Source organism: Neorhizobium huautlense, assembly GCF_002968575.1.
GTDB lineage: Bacteria > Pseudomonadota > Alphaproteobacteria > Rhizobiales > Rhizobiaceae > Neorhizobium > Neorhizobium huautlense.
The window spans coordinates 154,044-174,491 of the sequence record NZ_PVBM01000003.1 but is presented as its reverse complement, the minus strand read 5'-3'; the positions used below and the strand labels follow the sequence as shown (position 1 = coordinate 174,491).

The window sequence follows — 20,448 nt, the reverse complement described above, 5'->3', positions numbered from 1 at the left end:
CGGCTCTTCATTGTGCATTGGCCGTGCTGCGGCTATGGATGAGCGAAAAGGATTGGTTCGTATGAATCCCCAGCTTGCCACGACGCTCGGCTTGTCGGCACCCGGTTTTCCAGTCGGCCTCGGCGGTACGGTCCAACGGGTTTATGACGACCTGCGCAAACGGATCGTCACCATCCAGCTTCCGCCGGACACCACGTTGTCGCGCACCGAACTTTCCGAGACCTATGAAGTCAGCCAGACCCCGATTCGCGAGGCATTGCAGCTTCTCAAACAGGAGGGATTGGTTCGCATCTATCCGCAATCCCGCACCGTAGTGACCCGGATCGATGTCCTGCAGATTCACGAGGCGCATTTCCTTCGCGTTGCACTGGAAACCGAAGTCTGCCGCCGCTTGGCCAATGACCCCGATCTGGATCCGAGCGTCGTCACGCGCGCCCGTTCGATTATCAAGATGCAGTCGGCGATCGCCGACGATGCCGAGCAGGTCGCGATCTTCCAGGAGCTCGACGAGGTCTTCCATCAGACATTGTTTGCCGGCGCAAAGCGCAGCGGCCTGCACCAGCTGGTTCGCGAACGCTCCGGTCATCTGGAACGCATTCGTCGTCTTCATCTGCCCGAAAAGGGCAAGATCGTCAGCATTCTCGAAGGCCATCGCGCCATCATCGAGGCCATTGCCGCACGCGACGAACAGGGTGCCGTCAATGCCATCCGCGAGCATCTGAGCCGCACGGTCGCAAAGGTCGAAGACCTCCGAAAGGAATTCCCTCACTATTTCGTCTGAGAATGCCGCGCCGGCGCTGGTTAATCCAAGAACCCGTCTTCACTGACAATCCCTGTGGCTGGCTGGCGCCCCGCGAAAGTGTGAGATCCGGCCGTCTTTTCAGCCGCTTTCTTCACCTAAAAGCCGAATGACGCTCTGCCTCATGTGAAAGTTCATGACATCGCGTGCAAGCGCGGGATCGCCGGCCTTGATGGCTTCGAGAACACGGCTGTGTTCCTCCACGACACGCGGCGCTACCTGATCGGCCGGCCGCTCCTGCAGCTTGCGAGTAAACTCCATCGTAAGCTTGATCTGGTTGCGCATCGTGCCGAGCGCGAAGGTGAAATAAGGGTTGCGAGCCGCCTGTGCCACGGCCATGTGAAAGGCGAAGTCGGCCTCAAGCACACCCTCGCCGCGCGGCAGGGTCAGCATTCGCCGATGCGCTTCCTCGATGCCGCGGATCGCTTCTGGATCGCAAAGCCGTGCTGCATCTTCCGCCGCCGCGCATTCCACCACCTGGCGAAACCGCATGCAGCGCTTCATGTCGAACACTGTCTGGATCGACAGGCTCTGAATGTCGGTGGTTGCCGGCACGACATCCGCGCGAGGCTGTACGAAGTTGGCCGACCCGCGCCGCGAGACGATCCGGCCGGCTTCCCGCATCTTCACCAGGGCCTTTCGCAGGACAGGACGCGAAACGCCGAACTGACGGGCAAGCTCCGCCTCCGGCGGCAGGCGTCCGCCGCCGTGCCAGGCCGGCGCATCAAGCATCGCTTCGAGCCGGGCGAGCACATGAGAGGACAGGTCTTGCAGGGGACGTGTTTGTTGAGTGATCTCATTCATCACCCCCATACTACCGTCGGCATTCCGCCATTCCAATAGGGAGGGCAAATTTACTAATATTTACTTATATTGACAAATTGGTTTGCCTGCGCAACTAATAACACGATGCGGTGAGTGATTGCCGCCAAAGAACCTAAAGCCGCGTGACCAGAATTGCGGGACAGTGACAGAGGATCGGATGCTTATCGAGCCGAATTCGTCGACACCCACCATGGACAGCCCCCTCGCCCGGCACACGCCGCATATCGTTTCCGTGCGGGCTATCCCGGTTGCAGGGCAGGACAGCATGTTGCTCAACCTGAGCGGCGCGCATGCCCCTTTCTTCACCCGCAACCTCGCGATCATCGAAGATGACTCTGGCCATACCGGCATCGGTGAAGTTCCCGGCGGCGAGGCAATCCGCAGGACGATCGAGGAAGCGGGCCCGCTCCTGATCGGACAGACGACCGGCAACTATAACAGCTTGCTCAACAAGGTGCGGAAGGCTTTCGGCGACCGTGATAGCGGCGGCCGTGGGCTGCAGACTTTTGATCTGCGCACCACTATCCACGTGGTGACGGCGCTGGAGTCGGCTCTGCTCGACCTTCTCGGCCAGCATCTCGGCGTGCCGGTGGCAGCCCTTCTCGGCGATGGCCAGCAGCGCGATCGGGTCGAGATGCTCGGCTATCTCTTTTATGTCGGCGACCGACGCAAGACTGACCTGCCCTATCGCGATGGCAAAGACGAAACGCACGCCTGGTTGCGACTGCGCGACGAGGAGGCGCTGACCCCGGAGGCGATTGTCCGGCTCGCCGAGGCGACGAAGGAGCGTTACGGTTTTCGCGACTTCAAGCTGAAAGGCGGCGTCTTGCAAGGCGACGAGGAAATCGAGGCGGTAACGGCAATTGCCCGCCGCTTCCCCGAAGCGCGCGTGACGCTTGATCCGAATGGCGCGTGGTCGCTGGAAGAGGCCATTCGCCTCTGCAAGGGGCGCGGCGACGTGCTCGCCTATGCGGAAGACCCCTGCGGCGCCGAGCAGGGTTATTCCGGCCGCGAGATCATGGCCGAATTCCGCCGTGCCACCGGTCTGCCGACCGCTACCAACATGGTGGCAACAGACTGGCGCCAACTCTCACATGCCATCCAGCTGCAATCGGTCGACATTCCGCTGGCCGACCCGCATTTCTGGACCATGCAGGGCTCGGTGCGCGTCGCGCAGATCTGCCAGACCTTCGGCATGACCTGGGGCTCGCATTCCAACAACCATTTCGATGTATCGCTAGCCATGTTCACCCATGTGGGCGCGGCAGCACCCGGACGCGTCACCGCGCTCGATACCCATTGGATCTGGCAGGACGGCCAGCGGCTGACCCGCGAGCCGCTGAAGATCGAGGACGGACATATCGCCGTACCGGACCGGCCAGGTCTCGGTGTCGAACTGGATATGAGCCAAGTCGAGAAGGCTCACGAACTGTACCTGAAACACGGGCTCGGCGCGCGCGATGACGCGACCGCCATGCAGTACCTCATCAAGGGCTGGCGCTTCGACAACAAGCGGCCGTGCCTCGTGCGATAGCCACAGAACGTCCAAGCGCCCGGGCGGCATCACCTGGAAGCGGCGCCAAGGATCATTGAGGAGGATGAACCTATGAAAGCAAAAAACCTGATCGCCATTTCACTCGGCCTTGGCATCGCCTTTGCGGCGGGCGTTGCCAAAGCCTTCCCGGATGGCCCGATCACTATTGTCGTACCCTTCCCGCCAGGCGGCGCGACCGACACGACTGCGCGGCTCATGGAGCCGCAGATGTCAAAAGTATTGGGCGCAAACATTGTCGTGGAAAACAAGCCGGGCGCCACCGGTGCGATCGGGGCCGGCCTGGTCGCCGATGCCGAAGCCAACGGCCAAACGTTGCTGGTCGCCTCGCTCGGCACCTTTGCCACCAATCCCTATCTGCAGAAGAAGCTCTCCTACGATCCGATGAAGGACTTCGATCTCCTGACCGTCGCCGTGAGCACGCCCAATGTGCTTGTCGCGACGCCGAAATTCACGGCAAACAGCGTGCAGGAACTGATCTCCGCCATGAAGGAAAAGCCGGAGAGCGTCACCTTCGCAAATTCCGGCACCGGCTCCTCCGACCACCTGACCGCAGCCCTCTTCTGGCAGGCGACCGGCACCAAAGGTGTGCATGTGCCCTATAAGGGAGGTTCCGCCGCACAGGCCGATCTCGTCGGCGGCCATGTGGACGTGTCGTTCCAGAACCTCGGCGCCATCATGAACTTCGTGCAGGCGGGGCAGATGAAGGCGCTCGCACAGACCGGCGAGAAGCGCCATCCGCTGTTATCGAACGTGCCCACGCTCACCGAACTCGGCTACGGCAATGTCGTGGTCAACGCCTGGCAGGGTGTTGCCGCGCCCAAGGGTCTACCGGCCGACGTCAAGGCGAAACTCAATCAGGCGATCCAGGCCTCGCTCAAAGACCCCGAGGTGGTCGCCAAGTTCAGCAAGCTGGGCTTCGAGGTCGTGGCGAACTCCAATGAAGAGTTCGCCACCTATCTCGGCAAGGAGATGACGCGCTGGAAGGACGTCATCGAGAAAGGCAATATCAGCGCGGAATGATCCGTGAAAATGGCCGCCGAGGTCTCTTCGGCGGCCATGTTTCATAAGGAAGCCGCCCTGAACGGATAGAACTGCAGGGCCGTTTCATCAAGCTGGTAGACGCTAGACAAGCGGGGCCGACGCTCTTGCGCTCTCTGCGATCGGAACAACGGCGGCTTCCATGCTTTCCGTCGTCGTGCCGGTCACGATGAAGCCGAGCAGCGGCGCAGCGATGCCAGCGGCTTTCAGCTTCGGTATGTCGTCCCCGACGAACCGCTTCTGGCTCGGCGCGATGACCGGGATGCCAGCCTTGCTGGTGATGTCCCTGTAGCGGGCAAGATCGGTCTCATTCAGCGGTTTGCCATAGTCTGCGAAGGCAGCGACAGACGCCTCCATCATCACCCCCGGAATGGCGATGATCTTTGCCAATTCCTCATCCGTGCCCTTTTCACCGAGAGCCGGCATCGGCCTGAGCCTGGTTTGCAGGAGATGCGGCTGCATGTCACTGAAATAGATATTGAAACCCTCGAAACCGAGATCGGCAAGCGCATCCATTTCTTCAGGGCTCGGCACCTTCTCCTGTCCAGCCATGACCAGTAACGGCACGCCAAGTGTCGCAAGTTTTTCGTAGAAGGGCCGCTCCTCGGCAAAGCTTCCGAAGGTCGTGCCCGAGGCGCGATGATAGGCGTTGAGGTGGACCTTGATCGCGAACGCCCCTGCCCCGATCGCGGCTTTCGCAAGATCGAGATCGTGGCGGGCGAGCGAGACGATGACGGGAAATTCCCCACCGCGCAGCGCCCTGGTAAGTCTGGTTTCCGGATAGATTGGCATGGATAAGACCTCAGTTCAAACGCTGCCCATCATCGGCCGCGAAGAGGTGGGCGGTATTGATATCCGGACGAACACGGATCGTCGCGCCTGGAGAGAGCGAGACGCGCTCGCGAAAAACGCCCGTGATCTGCGTTTCGCCGAGCTTCATCGTCACCTGAGTCTCCGAGCCCATCGGCTCGACGAGCACAATTTCGGCCGGCACCCCACTGCTATCGAGGACGAAGTGCTCCGGCCGGATACCATAGATCGCCTTGCGAGCACGGAATTTATGTGCCGATTCCGGCAGCGGCAACAGGATACCAGGCGCAGCAAATCCTTCCGCGGTGATCATGCCGGTCAGGAAATTCATGGCCGGCGAACCGATGAACCCTGCCACGAACTGGTTGGCGGGTCGGTCGTAGAGATCGAGCGGCGCGCCAATCTGCTCCACCCGGCCACCGTTCAGCACCACGATCTTGTCGGCCATGGTCATGGCTTCAACCTGATCGTGAGTAACATACACAGTAGTCGTCCTAAGCTTCTGGTGCAGGCTCTTGATCTCGCCCCGCATGACGACACGCAGCTTCGCATCGAGATTCGACAGAGGCTCGTCGAAGAGAAACACTTGCGGGTTGCGAACGATCGCCCGGCCCATAGCGACGCGCTGCCGCTGCCCCCCGGAGAGCTGGCGAGGGTAACGGTCGAGCAGCGGCGCGAGACCGAGAATATCAGCCGCCCATTTGACCCGTTCGGCGATCTCCGCCTTGCCGCCTCCGCGGTGCTCCAGCGAGAAACCCATATTGGTCGCAACCGTCATATGCGGATAAAGCGCATAGTTCTGGAAGACCATGGCGATGTCGCGGTCCTTCGGGTCTAGATCGTTCACCACCCGCCCGCCGATCTTCACCTCGCCGCCGGAGATCGTCTCGAGCCCCGCTATCATCCTGAGCAGCGTGGACTTGCCGCAGCCGGACGGCCCGACCAGCACGACGAATTCGCCGTCGTTGATGCCGAGATCGACACCATGGATGATATCGACGGCGCCATAACTCTTGCGGACATCAGAAAGGGTAACTTCAGCCATAGGAAATCCGATTTTCAGCCCTTGAGACCGGTATGCGCGAGCCCTTCGACGAATTGCTTCTGCGCGATGATGAAGACAATGAGGACGGGAAGCGCCGTCAGCGTTGCGGCGGCGAGCTGGATATTCCACATCGGGCCGCCGTAAGCGTCGGTGTATTGGGTCAGCGCCTGCGGCAGCGTGAACTTTTCCGCGCTCGACAAGAACACGATCGGTTCGAGAAACAGGTTCCAGGAATGCAGGAAGGTAAAGATCGCGACTGACGCCAGTGCCGGCTTGGCGAGCGGAAGCGCGATCATGCGGAATATTTTAAAGCGGCCAAGGCCATCGACGCGTGCCGCCTCTTCGAGCTCTGCCGGCAAGGTCACGAAAAACTGTCGCATGACGAAGGTGGCGAAGACGCTTGGCGCTCCGAAAATCGGCACCAGGATCAGCGGCCAATGGGTGTTCACCATGCCGGCTTTCAGGAACATCCGGAAGAGAGGCACGATCGTCACCTCCGAGGGGATAAGCAGGCCGAGCAGCACGATCATGAAGATCGTATTCGCGAATGGAAAGCGGATACGGGCAAACGCGTAACCAGCCATCGACGAGACGGCCATCGTCCCGATCGTCACGACCGCTGCGATATAGGCGGAATTCCAGTATTGCTGCACGAATGGCTGCAACTCGAAGACCTTGGAATAGGTCGTCCAGTCATAGCTCTCAGGAATGAGCTGCGGCGGAAAGGCGAAGATGTCGCTAATCGGCTTTACCGAGGACGTCGCCATCCACCAGGTTGGAAAGACGAAGGGAATGAGAAGCACACACATCAGCCCATAGAGAAAGGTTTTCAGGCGCGGGGAGAGTTCAGCTTTCATAAAAGACGATCCTCTTGCGCATCTGCCACTGGGCGAAGGTCAGCACGGCGACGATCAGGAAAAGCAGGATCGACAGCGTCGAGCCGTAGCCAAAGAAATGGAACTGGAAGGCCTGCTGGTAGAGATAATAGACGAGCACGGTCGTCGACAGACCAGGCCCGCCCTGGGTCAGAACCGCAATCTGCGCGAAGACCTGCAGCGACCCGACGATCGTGATGATCGAGGTCAAAAGGATGGTCGGGCTGATCAACGGCAGCGTGATGCGGCGGAACTGCTTGAAACGCGGCGCCCCGTCGACACGTGCGGCTTCATAAAGTTCATTCGGCACGCCCTGGAGTGCTGCGAGGAACAGGATCATATTGAGCCCGACATTCTTGAAGACCTGTACGACGATCACCGAGATCATCGCTGTCGTCTCTTCGCGCAGCCAGTTCGGCCCCTCGATGCCTAAGACCTGCAGCATGCCGTTGATGCCGCCGTTTTTTTGAAGAAGAAATCCCCAGACGATCGTCCAGGCGACGAGCGATACTACGACCGGCGAAAAGAACAGGGTGCGGAAGATGGTTATTCCGGCGAGCCTCTGGTTAAGCAGAATCGCCAAAAGCAGCGCCAGCGACAGATTGAAGACGACCAGGCCCGCGGAAAAGACGGCTGTCGCACCGAGTACTTCGAGGAGATTGCTATCCTCGATCAGCATTTGATAGTTCTGTGCGCCTGTATAGGTAAAAGTATTGGCAAGCACATTCCATTCGTGCAGGGAATACCAGAACACGAGCCCGAGTGGGATCAGCACGAAGACGATGATGCCGACCAACTGCGGGGCGATGAAGAGGAAACCGGCGAGGCTGTCGCGCCGGGCAATCGTCCAGAACGGCGATGAGGAGCGTCCTTCCGGACTTGCGTGATCCTGCGCGACAGCCATCTTATGCTTCCTTAGCGTTTCAGGAGCGGGCCGATCTGACCGCAGATCTTTAGGAGCGTGCCCGGGATATCCGCATCCGGACGCCAAATCGCATCGAGGCCAGAGCGCACCGCCTGCTGGATCTGCGCAAAACCCGTATGACCCGGGATGACCTTGCCCGTAGCGATGCCTGAGATCACGACCTTGTCGATTTGCTCCTGGCTCAAGAGCGGGTTGGTCTTTTTCAGCACTTCGGCATTCAGCAGCGACTTGCGGGCCGAGGGGAAGAACTGGCTGAGCTTGGCCGAGTTCTCCGGATTCGTCATATACGCGACAAATTCGGCAGCGGTTTTGGCGTTCTTGCCCGTCTGCATGACGCCGAGGCCGGCCTGGCCGATCAGCGCGTAGTTGCCGGCTGGCCCCTTCGGCAGCGGTACGAGATCCCAGGCAAAGGGGTTTTCCTTCGGCAGCAACGAGGCGCGGCTGATCTGGGTAATCGTCATTGCCGCATTGCCGGCGAAGAAATCGACGTTTTCTCCGGGACCCGGGATCGCCTTCTTCTTGAAGATCGCGTCATGGATGAAGGTTAGCGCATCGACCATCGGCTTTTCGGCCATAGTGCATGCCTTGCCGTCGGCGCTCCAGGGCGAAGCGCCCCAGCCGTTCCAGACCGAGGCGAGATTCTGCCAGATCTGGTAGTTGAAATCGCGGACGATCAGCCCACCCTTGCCCGTTTGACCCACTGCCGAAGCCGTCGCGATGGCATTGTCCCAGCTCCACTGATCGGCAGCAATCAATTCGGCTGGGGGCTTGGCGCCTGAAGCCTTGATGAGATCGTTGTTGACGAACATCGCGAACGGCGACGTCGAGAACGGATAGGCATAGAGTTTGCCATCCTTCGACCAGCGTTCGGCGGCGCTCGCACTCAGCTCTTCGAGATTGTAGCCCTTGGTTGCCTTAAGGGTATCGCTCAGCGGGAAAAGCGCACCGGAATTGACAAAGTCGTAGGCTGCGGTCTCGAAGATCCAGGCCATGTCCGGCGCGTTGCCGCCAGCGATCTGGGTGGTCAGCGCGGTCGTATAGGTATCGAACGGCAGCGACTCGTATGTCACCGTGACATTAGGATGATCCTTCTCGAAACCTGCGGCGATCTCATTGAACAGCTTCAGATGGGCCTCGTTGGCGCTCCAGATGGTCATGCGCAGATTGACCGCATCCTGCGCAGTGGCAGTGCAGCTCCAGCCGAGCGGCATAGCAAGCGCCAATGCCGCGACCGCCGATTTCAGTGCCCTATGATAGTTCATTCCCGTTCCTCCTCCAAAGATGGGTTCGATCAATAAGCCGAGATATCAGGCCAGCGTATTTCAATGCCCTCGCGGATGAGCACTCGCTGAAGATCCTGCAGATGCTCGTCGTTTGCCTGCACCTGATGCGGCTTCAGCCCCTTTTCGAGGCAATAGGCGGCGAGCATGCCCGCCGCTTCGCCGATGTTCCATTCGACCGGATGCAGGCGGTAGCAGCCATTGGTGATATGGGTAGTGCCTATATTCTTGCAGGCCGCGATGAGATTCTTCATCCGCTGCGGCAGCAGGCTCCCAAGGGGGATCTCGAACGGGCAGGACGGCACGTCGATATAGTTGTCGCCACCGGTCGAGGGGTGTAGGTCGATGCGGTACATGCCGATACCGACGCTGTCGCGATAGTTTACCGCGCCCTTGTCGCCGCGTACCGCATGGGAAAGATCCTGTTCGACAATGCGAGTGACCGGCTTGATGCGGCGACTTTCACGGATATAGGGCGCCATGGCGAGACCGTGCTCGGTGCCGGTGATGTCGCCGCGCAGACGAAGGCCGCGATAGCCCTGCCCGCCGTCAATACGCGGTGCTTCCGTCTGCAGCCAGTAGAAGACCGAATAGGAAAGGTCCGCAGCGCCTTTGAGGTGGCGCACCTTTTCCTCTTCCGAGACGTCAATGATCGTACCGTCCATGTAGTCGATCATCGGCCAGTTTACGAAGCAAATGTCGGACTGATAAAAACCAGGCGTAAAATTGCGCCGCGCCGCGATGCGACGGAAGAGCCAGAGGTTCTCATCGCCACCACCCTTTCGCTGGTCGGCATCGACAGCCAATGGATCGTCGTCGACATTCGGCGTGAATGAGCGGGTGGTGAATTCCAGCGTGCGCGGATGCGGTGCGGTGAAGCCGAGTAGCGGCCCGCCCCAGAAATGCGGCTCATACTTGCGCCAGTAGTCGTAGTTCTCCGGCTTGTCGATCGTCTGGTCGCCATCGACACAATCGACCGCGAAACAAACGGAAACGGCCTGGACATTGTTCGGCTGCGCTTCGGAAGGTGCGCTCGGCTCGCCGGTATCCGACTGCGCCTCGAAACCCTTCACATATTCCGTACCGGTCATCGGCAGCAGGTCGCCGAGTTCGGTCGCGTCGAGCACATAATCTGCGAAGATGACGATCTCCCAACCCGTATCGCGATGACGGACGGCGACCGAGCGAATGATGTCGCCCTCTACATCCGCCGCGACCGGACGAAAGGGCTGCAGCACCTTGAGGCGGCCGGCACCGCGATAGGGCATCAGCATCGCTTCCATCACCGCAAGGCTGACACGCGGCTCGGCGCAGATACGGCTGACCCACCCGCCACCCGGATTGAGATCACCCCAGGCGCGAGCGCCTTCGGTCAGCGGGTAGTTGTCGCGGTAATACTGGCGGATGCCGTTGCGCAGCTTGCGGTAGGAGCGTGTGATGCCGAATTGCTCGACCCAGGTATGTTCGTCGGAGGGAACTGCCTGGCTCGTCAACTGGCCGCCGATCCAATCGAATTCCTCGGTCATGATGACACTTTTGCCCGCCCGGCAAGCACCGATGGCCGCCGCCACGCCGCCGAGGCCGCCGCCGACCACCAGAATATCCGCACGCATCTCTTTTGCAGGCATTTCAATCACGTCCGTTTGTTCGCGAGGGTTTGCCCCTCGACCGGTTCACAAGTCAGAAGAATTTGTTCGATCGGGGCCGCACCCTCGATGCGACGCACCAGCATCGCCGTAGCCTGTCGCCCCATTTCCTCGCGGGGAATGTCGAAGGCGGTAAACTGCATATGGCTGCGTTCTGCACGCACGTGGCTGCCGAGCACGATGGCTGAGAAGTCCTCAGGCACGGAAAGCCCTCTCGCCCTCGCCGCCGCCTCGACACGCACCGCATCAGCCAGTTCGACGAAGAAGACCGCGGTCGCACCACTTGCGACGATCGCATCCAGCGCTTCACCAGCAGGTCGGCCGACCTCGTTCACGTGCAGGACCAGTTCGGCGCCTTCAGCGATCACTTCGGAAAAACCGCGCCAGCGGTCGACGATCGATTCCGCCGAGCCGCTCGGGCCGACATAGGCGAGTTTCTCGTGCCCGAGCGCTCTCGCCTTTTCGACCAATGCACGGGTGCCGTTCGCGTAATCGCCGCCGACATAAGGAACGGGTCCGCCAGCGTCCTCACGTCGGCCGATAGCCACAAAGGGGTAGTCACCCAGCACCAGCCGCCTCAACTCAGCCCGATCGAACTCGCGGCCGAGCACGAGGCAACCGTCAGCGATCCGAAGCCGGTTGCCATCGGCAAAGATTTTGCGTTCCCGCCCGACGCCTGCACCGGTTAAAAGCAGAAGGTCGTAATTCTGCGCCTGCGCCTCTTCCTCGATGCCGAGCAGAAAAGGCGTGAAAAAGTCCGCCTGCTCGCTCGGAAAAGCCGGCTCATAGGTGAAGACGCCGAGGATACGGTTGAGGCCCTTGGCCATGCGTCGGGCAATCGGATCAGCCACGTAGCCGGTCGTCCGGATAACGTGCTGAACGCGCTCGCGGGTTTCCTGCGGGATACGCGCCAAGGCCGTGGGAGCACCATTGAGGACAAGCGAAACGGTCGCCTGGCTCACACCGGCCAGTTTCGCAATATCGCGCTGGGTCAAGCGCTTAGTGCCCGCCACGCATCATCCTCCCAAGCTCCTCTTGACTGCTAATGCGTATTAGCAGCTAATACGTATAAACAAAATTAAACGACCGACTGTCAAGCGGGAAAATGAAGGAAGACTGATGAGGTTTGGAGAACATTTGAAATCGCTGGGAATTTCCGGCATCCGCGTGTTCGGCGACAGCATCACCGCCGGCTTCAACGCCAGTCGGCCGAATCGTGCCTGGCCGGCTCTGTTCGCAGCCGAGGTCGGCAGCCTCCCCATCCGCAATTGCGCGATCCCCGGCACGGTGCTGCAGGGAGCACGCCTCGCGGATGGCAAAGCACGGCCGGACAACGGCATCGGCCGTTTCGAATACGCGCTCCTGGATGCCCGCCACCGCGACGCGATCCTGATTCTCTATGGCTATAACGACGCCCGTTATACGGCGGCGCCCGACACCATGAATGTCCAGAACTTCACGCGCGACTATGCATGGATGCTGGAAGAATTGATCAGAGCCGGCCACGGAGATCGGCTCGCAATCGGCAGCCCGCCCTACATTCCTGATGCTGGGTTTGCGGTTGGCAGCGCCGGATTCACGGGCCAGACGCGGATCGGTTTCGGAAGTTATGCCGAAGCGGTGCTCATGCTGGCACGACGCTTCTCACTTTTTTATGCGCCTGTTTACGAGACCATGAAAGCTTACGGCGACGGCGCCTTGGCCTCCGCCGATCTAGTCCATCCGAGCGATGCCGGACATCGCGCGATTTCTGGCGCTTTTATAGGTGCGGATCGTCCATAGGTCTCCAGACAGCGTGGCTCCAACATCGGTGTCTGTGTCGCCGTCTCAAAGTGCAGGATGGCCCGCGCACACAAATGTTTTGCCCCTGCCTTGGTGATCATTCTGTGTCATAAGGCATGACTCATCGTCAGGTAAGGCAAACTCGTCATGAAAAAGATCGGTTTTCTGTCCTTCGGCCATTGGACGCCGTCGCCCCAATCACAAACGCGCTCCGCCAGCGACGCACTCTTGCAGTCCATTGATCTGGCGGTTGCCGCGGAGGAACTGGGGGCCGACGGAGCCTATTTCCGCGTTCATCATTTTGCGCGCCAGCTCGCCTCGCCTTTCCCTTTGCTGGCGGCCGTCGGTGCCAAAACCAGTCGTATCGAGATCGGCACCGCGGTGATCGACATGCGTTATGAAAATCCCCTCTACATGGCTGAAGACGCAGGTGCCGCCGACATCATCGCCGGCGGCCGCTTGCAACTTGGCATCAGCCGCGGTTCGCCGGAGCAGGTGATCGATGGTTGGCGTTATTTCGGTTATGTGCCGCCCGAGGGACAGACCGACGCGGAGATGGCGAGGCATCATACGCAAGTATTCCTCGACGTTCTGCGCGGCGAAGGTTTTGCCAAGCCCAATCCGCGGCCGATGTTCCCCAATCCTCCAGGCCCGCTACGCTTGGAGCCGCATTCCGAGGGATTGCGCGAGCGTATCTGGTGGGGCGCAAGTTCCAATGCGACGGCTCAATGGGCGGCAGAGCTGGGGATGAACCTTCAGAGCTCGACACTCAAGAACGACGAGACGGGGGAGCCCTTTCATATCCAGCAAGCCGCTCAAATCCGCGTCTTCCGGGAGGCATGGAAAGCCGCCGGTCATGAGCGCGAGCCGCGGGTATCAGTCAGCCGCAGCATTTTCGCGCTGGTGGACGATCGCGACCGCGCCTATTTCGGCCATGGAGACGACGGCCAGGATCAGATCGGCTTCATCGACGAGAAGACCCGGGCGATTTTCGGTCGCAGCTACGCCGCCGAACCGGAGGTTCTGATCGAGCAACTGGCGAGGGACGAGGCGATTGCGGAAGCCGACACGCTGTTGTTGACCGTGCCCAATCAGCTCGGCGTCGACTACAACGCCCACGTGATCGAAGCTATTCTCTCGCACGTGGCCCCGGCGCTGGGATGGCGATAGGCATCGGCTTCTAGTCCACGACCGTCGTCGTGAAAGACAAGGCCGCAGCCGAGTCAGGAGCCGCTGCGGTCGTGGAGCTCCCGTTCGGCGCGTTCCAACGCACTGGAATTCAGGACTTTGCGGAGTAGCGCAACTGCGACGGCACGCATGCGCAGATTGTACCAGCCTTCCATGCCATCGTCCGGCAGATCATAGACTTCGAGCTTTTCGTAAAGCTGCTGTAGCCTGTTCTGGACGCTACGCAATGAAAGTCTCTTGCGTTGGGCGATCGCCTTGTCGGTCAGGCCGAGTGCCACATCCACCAGAATCTCGTATTCCGCATCCGTCAGTCCGTGAGCATTGCCCAGGCTCTTTTGCTGGATGCCCCTCACTTCGCGGTCGATGACACATTGGGATTCGACAAACACGCTTCGAAGCGCCAGTTTTAGCCGTTCATCCGAGGCCGATTTCAGCACATAACCGTAAGTCGCCCCTTCCGGTACGATCCGCGAGACGCCGCGTACATAGGCTTCATCCGAATAATTGGACCAGAAGAGAATTTTGGTGTCGGGTCTTTCGCGCCAGATGGTGCGGGCAGCTTCGATCCCGTTGCGCTCGCTCATCTGCAGATCCATGACGACATGTTCCACGCGCGCCTTGCGAGCTTCAATCTCACCGCTTTGGCCGCTTTCCGCCTCGACGACCATGTCGCATTCCGGCAGCGCCGCACGAACCGCTTCATGCAGATAAGAACGGTGCAACGGGTCGTCTTCAACGATCAAAACCCTCATTTTAATGATCCCGTATTCGTTTGCGGCCGAGAGGCAATTGGACCTTCACGAAGGTGCCGGGGCCTGAGTCGTTCTGACCGATCTCAAATCTTGCAGCGATGAGACGGGCGCGCGTCTTCATATTGTCAATTCCGTGGCCACCCGGATTGCGGGAGGACATCAAGCCGCTACCGTCATCGATAACCTCGATGGACAAAGTGCCGTTCAGATTTCTTATATGCACGAGGATGACCTCCGGCTGGGCATGGCGGATGGCATTATTGACGGCCTCCTGCACGATACGAAACAGCGCCGTCGCCACCGTTTGGCCCAGGGCGTCGAGCGCACCATTGCTTTCGTCCACCATCCGCCATTGGATCGACAGGCCGCTTTCTCGCGCCGAACGATCGAGATGGTTTTCGATCGCTTCCGCGACGCCGAAGAGCTGCAGAACCGTGGGTTTTGCCTCTTCGATAATTTGTCGCAGATCATGCATGCACTGCTGCAGCGCTCGAGACAGGGGCTCCAAACTTTCCCCGGGCAGCTCTGCCTGCCCGCTCAGCCGTTCCATGCGTCGGGCAAGCCGCGTCAGGTCGGCGAGCGTCTGGTCGTGCAGGTCCATGCCGATGCGCTGCCGCTCCGCCTCCAAGGCCTCGGTAAGCTTCAACGCACCGAGTCTCAGCCCCTCCTCGCGAGCCCGGGCTTCAGCCTCCACGATGGCCGAGCGTTTCGCTTGCTCGGCGGCCCGCAGCGCAAAGAAATAGGGGGCCAGCAAGTCGGCAATCGAGCGGGCGTTCTCGACATCCTCCATGGTGTAACAGTCATGGGAATGGCTGGAGCAGCTCAGTGCGCCGATAATATCTCCCTGCACCTTGAGAGGCACGTGCAGTCGGCTGCGCAGCGACAGTTCGACGATCGGGCTCGAAAAGGCACCCTCAAAATGAAATCTCGGATCTGTGCAGGCATCCGGCGAAAGAAGAAAATCCACCTCGCCCGATAGAAGGCTGCGTATCGGGCTGCCGGTCAAGAGAGCCGGCGGGTGTTTGCTCCAGGCGGTTTCAAGACCGCTTTCATAGGCAATGTGATATTTGCCGTCGACCATCTTGATGCACACATCGAGATGGTCGTGCGGGATGATGTGGCTGATCTCGGCAGCCACGGCCTGGATGATGGAATGAAAATCGAGCTGGCCCGCGAGCAGCCGCGAAATCCCGAGATAACGGTCGAACAGCGATTCTCGCGCCGGATTGAGCATGCCTGGACCTCCTCCCAAGTCCTTTTGCAATTAAGCGCCTGCTTTACACCTTTGTCCTGCGGAAACCCGCATATTTTGCGCGAATATCCGCAAACAGATTGCTTGGATGCGCCTGTACAACACCGGTATTTTTCCTCATTCTCGATCTACTGAGCAACCGGGCCTCAGCGCTTTCACTATCTCCGCAAACCGTTGAGGAGCGGCCGGAGATGAGCCCGTCGGGACTAGGGAGGAAATCATGATCATCAGGAAGATGCTGTTTGCATCTGTCGCCACAGCCTGCATCGCAATCCCACTTTCCGCGGTCGCAGACACCGCCGGCAAAAAGATTGCACTGTCTAACAACTATGCCGGCAACTCATGGCGGCAAGCCATGCTGACGAGCTGGGACAAGATCACCAAGGAGGCCGTTGCCAAAGGTATCGTCGCAGCAGCCGATCCTTTCACGACAGCTGAAAACCAGGCAACCGAACAGGCTGCGCAGATCCAGAACCTCATCCTGCAGGGCTATGACGCCATCGTCGTGAACGCGGCCTCCCCGACCGCTCTGAATGGCGCGATCAAGGAAGCCTGCGACGCAGGTATCACCGTCGTTTCCTTCGATGGCATCGTCACCGAGCCTTGCGCCTGGCGGATTGCGGTAGATTTCAAGGCGATGGGCGAAAGCCAGGTCGAATACCTTGCGAAAAAACTGCCGAAGGGTGGAAACCTGCTGGAGATCAGGGGTCTTGCGGGGGTTTCGGTCGACGATGAAATTCACGCGGGCATTCAAGCTGGCGTCCAGAAAAATCCGCAGTTCAAGATCGTCGGATCCGTTAATGGCGACTGGGCTCAGGATGTGGCTCAACGCGCCGTTGCCGGCATCCTCCCGAGCCTTCCGGAAATCGCCGCTGTCGTGACCCAGGGCGGGGACGGCTATGGCGCCGCCCAAGCCTTTGCGGCGGCCAAGCGGCCGACCCCAACGATTGTCATGGGGAACCGCGAGGACGAACTTGTCTGGTGGAAACAACAGAAGGACAAGAACAGCTACGAGACGATGTCCGTCTCGATCGCCCCCGGCGTCTCGACCCTGGCTTTCTGGGTCGCCCAGCAGATCCTCGACGGCAAGGACGTCAAAAAGGACCTCGTCGTGCCCTTCCTGCGCATCGACCAGGATAACCTCGAGGCGAACCTTTCCAAAACCCAGAAGGGCGGTGTAGCGAATGTCGAATATTCGCTTGAGGACGCCCAGAAGGTGATCAGCGCCGCGAAGTGACGGTTAGAGAGAGCCGATACGGTTGGCGGGCCATCCGCTCCGCCAATCCTATCTCGGCGGCCTCTCGGCCGCGCCACAAACACGAGCCTTCATGACTGCAGACCCAATGAAAAACGAGGTGGTAGCCGCCCGCGGCATCAAGGTCGCCTTCGGTGCCGTCAAAGCGCTCGACGGCGTCGATCTTGTTATCCAGGCCGGCGAATGCGTCGGTCTCGTCGGCCATAACGGGGCCGGCAAATCGACCATCGTCAACGTCATCAATGGCGGCCTCTCGCCTCAGGAAGGCGTCGTTAGCTATGGCGGCAAAACCGGCGCGCACGGAATTTCGGCGGCGCGGGCCAATGGCGTGCGGTGCGTCTTCCAGGAACTTTCGCTCTGCCCCAACCTCACCGTCAACGAAAACGTCAGGATCATGCATCCAGACCTGAAAGGCTGGGATTGGCGCAGCCGCGCCTTGGCACTCGTAAAAAGGCAGCTTCAGGACATCTTTCCCGGCCATCTGATCGATTGCGACAGCACCGTGGACGATCTTTCGATTGCCGAACGCCAGATGGTTGAAATTGCCATCAGCTTTGCGGGGCTTGGCGCTCCGCCGAAACTAGTCATTCTGGATGAGCCAACGTCCTCGCTGGACGCAGGGCTTGCCGCGCAGATGATGGCCTATATTCGACGTTTTGTTGCAGGCGGCGGCGCGGTTTTGCTGATCTCGCACATTCTTGGTGAAATCCTGTCGACCGCAGATCGTATCGTGGTGATGAAGGACGGTCGCGTTGTCGCTGATCGTCAGGCCTCGGAAATGAATTCCCGGAGCCTTGTCGAAGCCATGGGCAATGTCGTGCGCGAACAGGAATACCTGCGCTCGGCCGCCGCAAGGTCGGGTTCGCCTGTACTTTCGATGCCGCCCCGGCGTGGACGCGGGCTCGCCTTTGAGGCCCATCGCGGCGAAATCGTGGGACTCGCAGGCCTTGGCGGCCATGGTCAGACCGAAGCACTTCTCGACCTCTACCTCTCACGCAACAGCAATTGGTGGCCGGGGCGCGGGGGCGAACTTGCCTTCGTCGCGGGAGACCGCGGCCTCAACGGTACCTTCCCGCTCTGGAGCATCCTGAAGAACCTCAGCATCGCTTCCCTGCAGGATCTTTCCTCACGCATGCTCATCGACAATGCGCGCGAAAGCAGACTGGGCCTCGGCTGGAAGAACCGCATCGAGATCCGTACTCCGGACCTGGAAAACCGAATCTTGTCGCTGTCCGGCGGCAATCAGCAGAAAGTCCTGTTTGCGCGCGCGCTCGCCACCACGGCGAGAACCGTGCTGATGGACGACCCGATGCGTGGTGTGGACATCGGGACCAAGCAGGAGGTCTATCAAATTCTTCGTTCCGAGGCCGCTTCGGGCCGGACCTTCATCTGGTATTCCACGGAAATGGACGAGATTCGCCTTTGCGACCGGGTCTATGTCTTTCGCGAGGGAGCGATCGTCGCCGAACTCACCGGTGACGAGATCACCGAAAAGAACGTGCTCGCCGCCTCATTCAGCGCTGGAGAAGCGGCATGAAAATTTCCTCTGGCACCGTTCGGCTGATCATCCCGGCGGCCTCGCTGTCGGTTCTGCTGGCAGCCGTGTTTTATATGCAGCCGCGTGCCATGAGCTATACCGGGCTCAACCTGCTCTTCAATCTCGCCGTCCCGATTGCGCTCGCGACGGTTGCGCAGATGCTCATCATGGCGGTCAACGACCTCGATCTGTCGATGGGCACGTTCGTCAGCTTCTGCGCCTGTGTCACAGCCACCTTCCTGCAGGCCTCACCGGGAACCGGTATGCTGATATTCTTGGGCGCGATCGCCGCTTACGCAGCGATCGGCGTCATCATCTATGTCCGCGAACTTCCAGCAATCGTCGTGACGCTCGGCATGAGCTTCGTCTGGGGCGGCCTTGCGGTGTTAATCTTGCCGTCGCCCGGCGGCGCCGCCCCGGGATGGGCACGCTGGCTGATGACGTCGAAGCCCCCGTTCGTCCCGATGGCAATCGTCGCCAGCGTGGTGATCGCTCTCATAACCCATTTCCTCATCATGCGATCGTCCTTCGGCGTGCTCATCCGCGGGGTGGGCGGCAATGTCCGCTCGGTGGAACGCGCCGGCTGGTCCGTCATCAAGGTGCGGGCCGCCGCCTATGGACTCGCAGGCCTCTTCGCGGTGCTGTCAGGGATTGCGCTCGTCGGCCTGACGACCTCGGCGGACGCCAATATCGCGCTTCGCTACACGCTGCTTTCCATCGCCGGCGTTATCCTCGGCGGCGGCGAATTCGTCGGCGGCAAGGTTTCGCCGATCGGAGCCGTCATCGGCGCGTTGACGCTGGCACTTGCCGGCTCGTTCCTCTCCTTCATGCGGATTTCGCCGGACTGGCAGATCGGCGCTCAGGGCGCGATCCTGATCATCGTTCTGGCGATGCGTCTGTTCCTGAACCGGTTGGAAAAGCGGGAGAAAAGCCGATGAATGCACATCGACTGCTCCTCGCCAAGCCTTGGATCTGGTCCTTCGCAGCAACGGCCGCCGTCTGGATCATCACGGTGCTTTTCACCGGTGGAGCCAGCTCGCTCGGATTGTCTCAGGCGGCTTTGACCTTTGCCGCGTTCTCCGTCGTCGTCGGCATCGGCCAAATGTTCGTCATCACTCTGGGGCCGGGCAATATCGACCTGTCCGTGCCGGCCACGATGACGCTTTCGGGCACGCTGGCATTGAAACTGATGGATGTGCAGGACAGCATGATCCTGGTTGGTCTCATCCTATCCGTCGGACTTGGCTCCATTATCGGGCTGGGCAATTACGCGCTGATCAAACTTTTGAGAATTCCACCGATCATCGCAACCCTGTCGATGAGTTTTATCGTCCAGTCGACGGCCATATGGGCCAATCGCGGCCTGCGCATCAAGCCGCCGGAAATGCTTGCAAGCTTTACCACATCCAGCCTTTTCGGCATCCCGAATGTCGCGCTCGTGGCTCTGATCCTCTCGGCCGTCGCGTGGCTGCTCTTGGAAAAGACCATTTACGGGCGCTGGATTTCCGCAGTCGGTCAGAGCATGCCTGCCGCGCGCATGGCCGGCATTCCGGTCGATGGCACGCGGCTCGTAACCTACATTCTTTGCGCTGTGCTCGCCTCTCTTTGCGGCTATCTGCTTGCCAGTTTCTCCGGCGGTGCCGCTCTCAATATGGGGACGGAATACCTCCTCATGTCGATTGCTGTCGTCGTGATCGGCGGAACCGCGGTGGCCGGGGGGAATTCCAATATTCCCGGGATCTGGGGAGCCTCGCTCTTCATGTTCCTCGTTGTATCGATGCTGAATACCTATGGCTTCGGCGCAGGTTTCCGTCTCATCCTCACCGGCCTCATCATCATCGCCGTCATCCTCGTGGCCGGCGGACGCCGATCCACCCGATGAAC

19 protein-coding genes are annotated in these 20,448 nt (G+C 60.2%); 9 read left to right on the top strand and 10 right to left on the bottom strand.

Annotated features, from left to right (window positions below):
- The first annotated feature begins 61 nt into the window (after positions 1 to 61).
- A complete protein-coding gene (locus C5L12_RS04840) occupies positions 62 to 781 on the top strand; it encodes a GntR family transcriptional regulator (protein WP_105370887.1) in 720 nt (239 codons plus the stop codon).
- 99 nt (positions 782 to 880) lie between these two features.
- On the opposite strand, the gene C5L12_RS04835 is transcribed toward C5L12_RS04840, so the two are convergent.
- Positions 881 to 1,603, bottom strand: coding sequence for a FadR/GntR family transcriptional regulator (locus C5L12_RS04835; RefSeq protein WP_170109048.1), 723 nt, complete (start codon positions 1,601 to 1,603; stop codon positions 881 to 883).
- A gap of 211 nt (positions 1,604 to 1,814) precedes the next feature.
- On the opposite strand from C5L12_RS04835, the gene gudD reads away from it, so the two are divergent.
- The gene (gene gudD / locus C5L12_RS04830; protein WP_105371046.1) at positions 1,815 to 3,158 is read left to right on the top strand and encodes a glucarate dehydratase; all 1,344 of its coding nucleotides are present in this window, start codon (positions 1,815 to 1,817) and stop codon (positions 3,156 to 3,158) included.
- Between the two features lie 72 nt (positions 3,159 to 3,230).
- Positions 3,231 to 4,199: a Bug family tripartite tricarboxylate transporter substrate binding protein gene (locus tag C5L12_RS04825; protein ID WP_105370885.1), complete on the top strand. Its 969-nt coding sequence runs from the start codon at positions 3,231 to 3,233 to the stop codon at positions 4,197 to 4,199.
- Positions 4,200 to 4,301: 102 nt separating this feature from the next.
- Here C5L12_RS04825 and C5L12_RS04820 read toward each other — a convergent pair whose 3' ends face one another.
- From C5L12_RS04820 to C5L12_RS04790, 7 genes are read right to left on the bottom strand one after another with little or no spacing between them, the layout of a single operon-like run.
- On the bottom strand, positions 4,302 to 5,009 hold the full coding sequence (locus C5L12_RS04820; protein ID WP_105370884.1) for a hypothetical protein: 708 nt from the start codon (positions 5,007 to 5,009) through the stop codon (positions 4,302 to 4,304).
- Positions 5,010 to 5,019: 10 nt separating this feature from the next.
- A complete protein-coding gene (locus tag C5L12_RS04815) occupies positions 5,020 to 6,072 on the bottom strand; it encodes an ABC transporter ATP-binding protein (protein ID WP_105370883.1) in 1,053 nt (350 codons plus the stop codon).
- Between the two features lie 14 nt (positions 6,073 to 6,086).
- Entirely contained in the window at positions 6,087 to 6,929 is an 843-nt protein-coding gene (locus C5L12_RS04810; RefSeq protein WP_105370882.1) for a carbohydrate ABC transporter permease, read from the bottom strand.
- Entirely contained in the window at positions 6,919 to 7,851 is a 933-nt protein-coding gene (locus tag C5L12_RS04805) for a carbohydrate ABC transporter permease (protein WP_105370881.1), read from the bottom strand. Before C5L12_RS04805 ends, C5L12_RS04810 begins: the two co-directional genes overlap by 11 nt.
- Before the next feature lie 11 nt (positions 7,852 to 7,862).
- The gene (locus C5L12_RS04800; protein ID WP_105370880.1) at positions 7,863 to 9,134 is read right to left on the bottom strand and encodes an ABC transporter substrate-binding protein; all 1,272 of its coding nucleotides are present in this window, start codon (positions 9,132 to 9,134) and stop codon (positions 7,863 to 7,865) included.
- A 29-nt stretch (positions 9,135 to 9,163) separates the two neighbouring features.
- A complete protein-coding gene (locus C5L12_RS04795; protein WP_105370879.1) occupies positions 9,164 to 10,765 on the bottom strand; it encodes an FAD-dependent oxidoreductase in 1,602 nt (533 codons plus the stop codon).
- A 20-nt stretch (positions 10,766 to 10,785) separates the two neighbouring features.
- Positions 10,786 to 11,811: a LacI family DNA-binding transcriptional regulator gene (locus C5L12_RS04790; RefSeq protein WP_105370878.1), complete on the bottom strand. Its 1,026-nt coding sequence runs from the start codon at positions 11,809 to 11,811 to the stop codon at positions 10,786 to 10,788.
- Positions 11,812 to 11,917: 106 nt separating this feature from the next.
- Here C5L12_RS04790 and C5L12_RS04785 point away from each other — a divergent pair, with 106 nt between their 5' ends.
- Together C5L12_RS04785 and C5L12_RS04780 are read left to right on the top strand one after the other, a co-directional pair.
- Positions 11,918 to 12,580 carry an SGNH/GDSL hydrolase family protein gene (locus tag C5L12_RS04785; RefSeq protein ID WP_105370877.1) on the top strand — a complete coding sequence of 221 codons (663 nt, stop codon included), beginning with the start codon at positions 11,918 to 11,920 and terminating at the stop codon, positions 12,578 to 12,580.
- A 147-nt stretch (positions 12,581 to 12,727) separates the two neighbouring features.
- Entirely contained in the window at positions 12,728 to 13,750 is a 1,023-nt protein-coding gene (locus C5L12_RS04780) for an LLM class flavin-dependent oxidoreductase (RefSeq protein WP_105370876.1), read from the top strand.
- A 53-nt stretch (positions 13,751 to 13,803) separates the two neighbouring features.
- On the opposite strand, the gene C5L12_RS04775 is transcribed toward C5L12_RS04780, so the two are convergent.
- A complete protein-coding gene (locus C5L12_RS04775; RefSeq protein WP_105370875.1) occupies positions 13,804 to 14,520 on the bottom strand; it encodes a response regulator transcription factor in 717 nt (238 codons plus the stop codon).
- A 1-nt stretch (position 14,521) separates the two neighbouring features.
- Positions 14,522 to 15,754, bottom strand: coding sequence for a GAF domain-containing sensor histidine kinase (locus tag C5L12_RS04770; RefSeq protein WP_105370874.1), 1,233 nt, complete (start codon positions 15,752 to 15,754; stop codon positions 14,522 to 14,524).
- A gap of 238 nt (positions 15,755 to 15,992) precedes the next feature.
- On the opposite strand from C5L12_RS04770, the gene C5L12_RS04765 reads away from it, so the two are divergent.
- From C5L12_RS04765 to C5L12_RS04750, 4 genes are all read left to right on the top strand, one after another.
- Positions 15,993 to 17,009 (top strand): ABC transporter substrate-binding protein, encoded by a 1,017-nt coding sequence (locus tag C5L12_RS04765; RefSeq protein ID WP_105370873.1) that lies wholly within the window; start codon positions 15,993 to 15,995, stop codon positions 17,007 to 17,009.
- 91 nt (positions 17,010 to 17,100) lie between these two features.
- Positions 17,101 to 18,564: a sugar ABC transporter ATP-binding protein gene (locus tag C5L12_RS04760; protein WP_105371045.1), complete on the top strand. Its 1,464-nt coding sequence runs from the start codon at positions 17,101 to 17,103 to the stop codon at positions 18,562 to 18,564.
- Positions 18,561 to 19,502, top strand: coding sequence for an ABC transporter permease (locus C5L12_RS04755; protein WP_105370872.1), 942 nt, complete (start codon positions 18,561 to 18,563; stop codon positions 19,500 to 19,502). Before C5L12_RS04760 ends, C5L12_RS04755 begins: the two co-directional genes overlap by 4 nt.
- Positions 19,499 to 20,446: an ABC transporter permease gene (locus C5L12_RS04750; RefSeq protein ID WP_105370871.1), complete on the top strand. Its 948-nt coding sequence runs from the start codon at positions 19,499 to 19,501 to the stop codon at positions 20,444 to 20,446. The genes C5L12_RS04755 and C5L12_RS04750 overlap by 4 nt, the downstream gene beginning before the upstream one ends.
- Positions 20,447 to 20,448 lie beyond the last annotated feature (2 nt).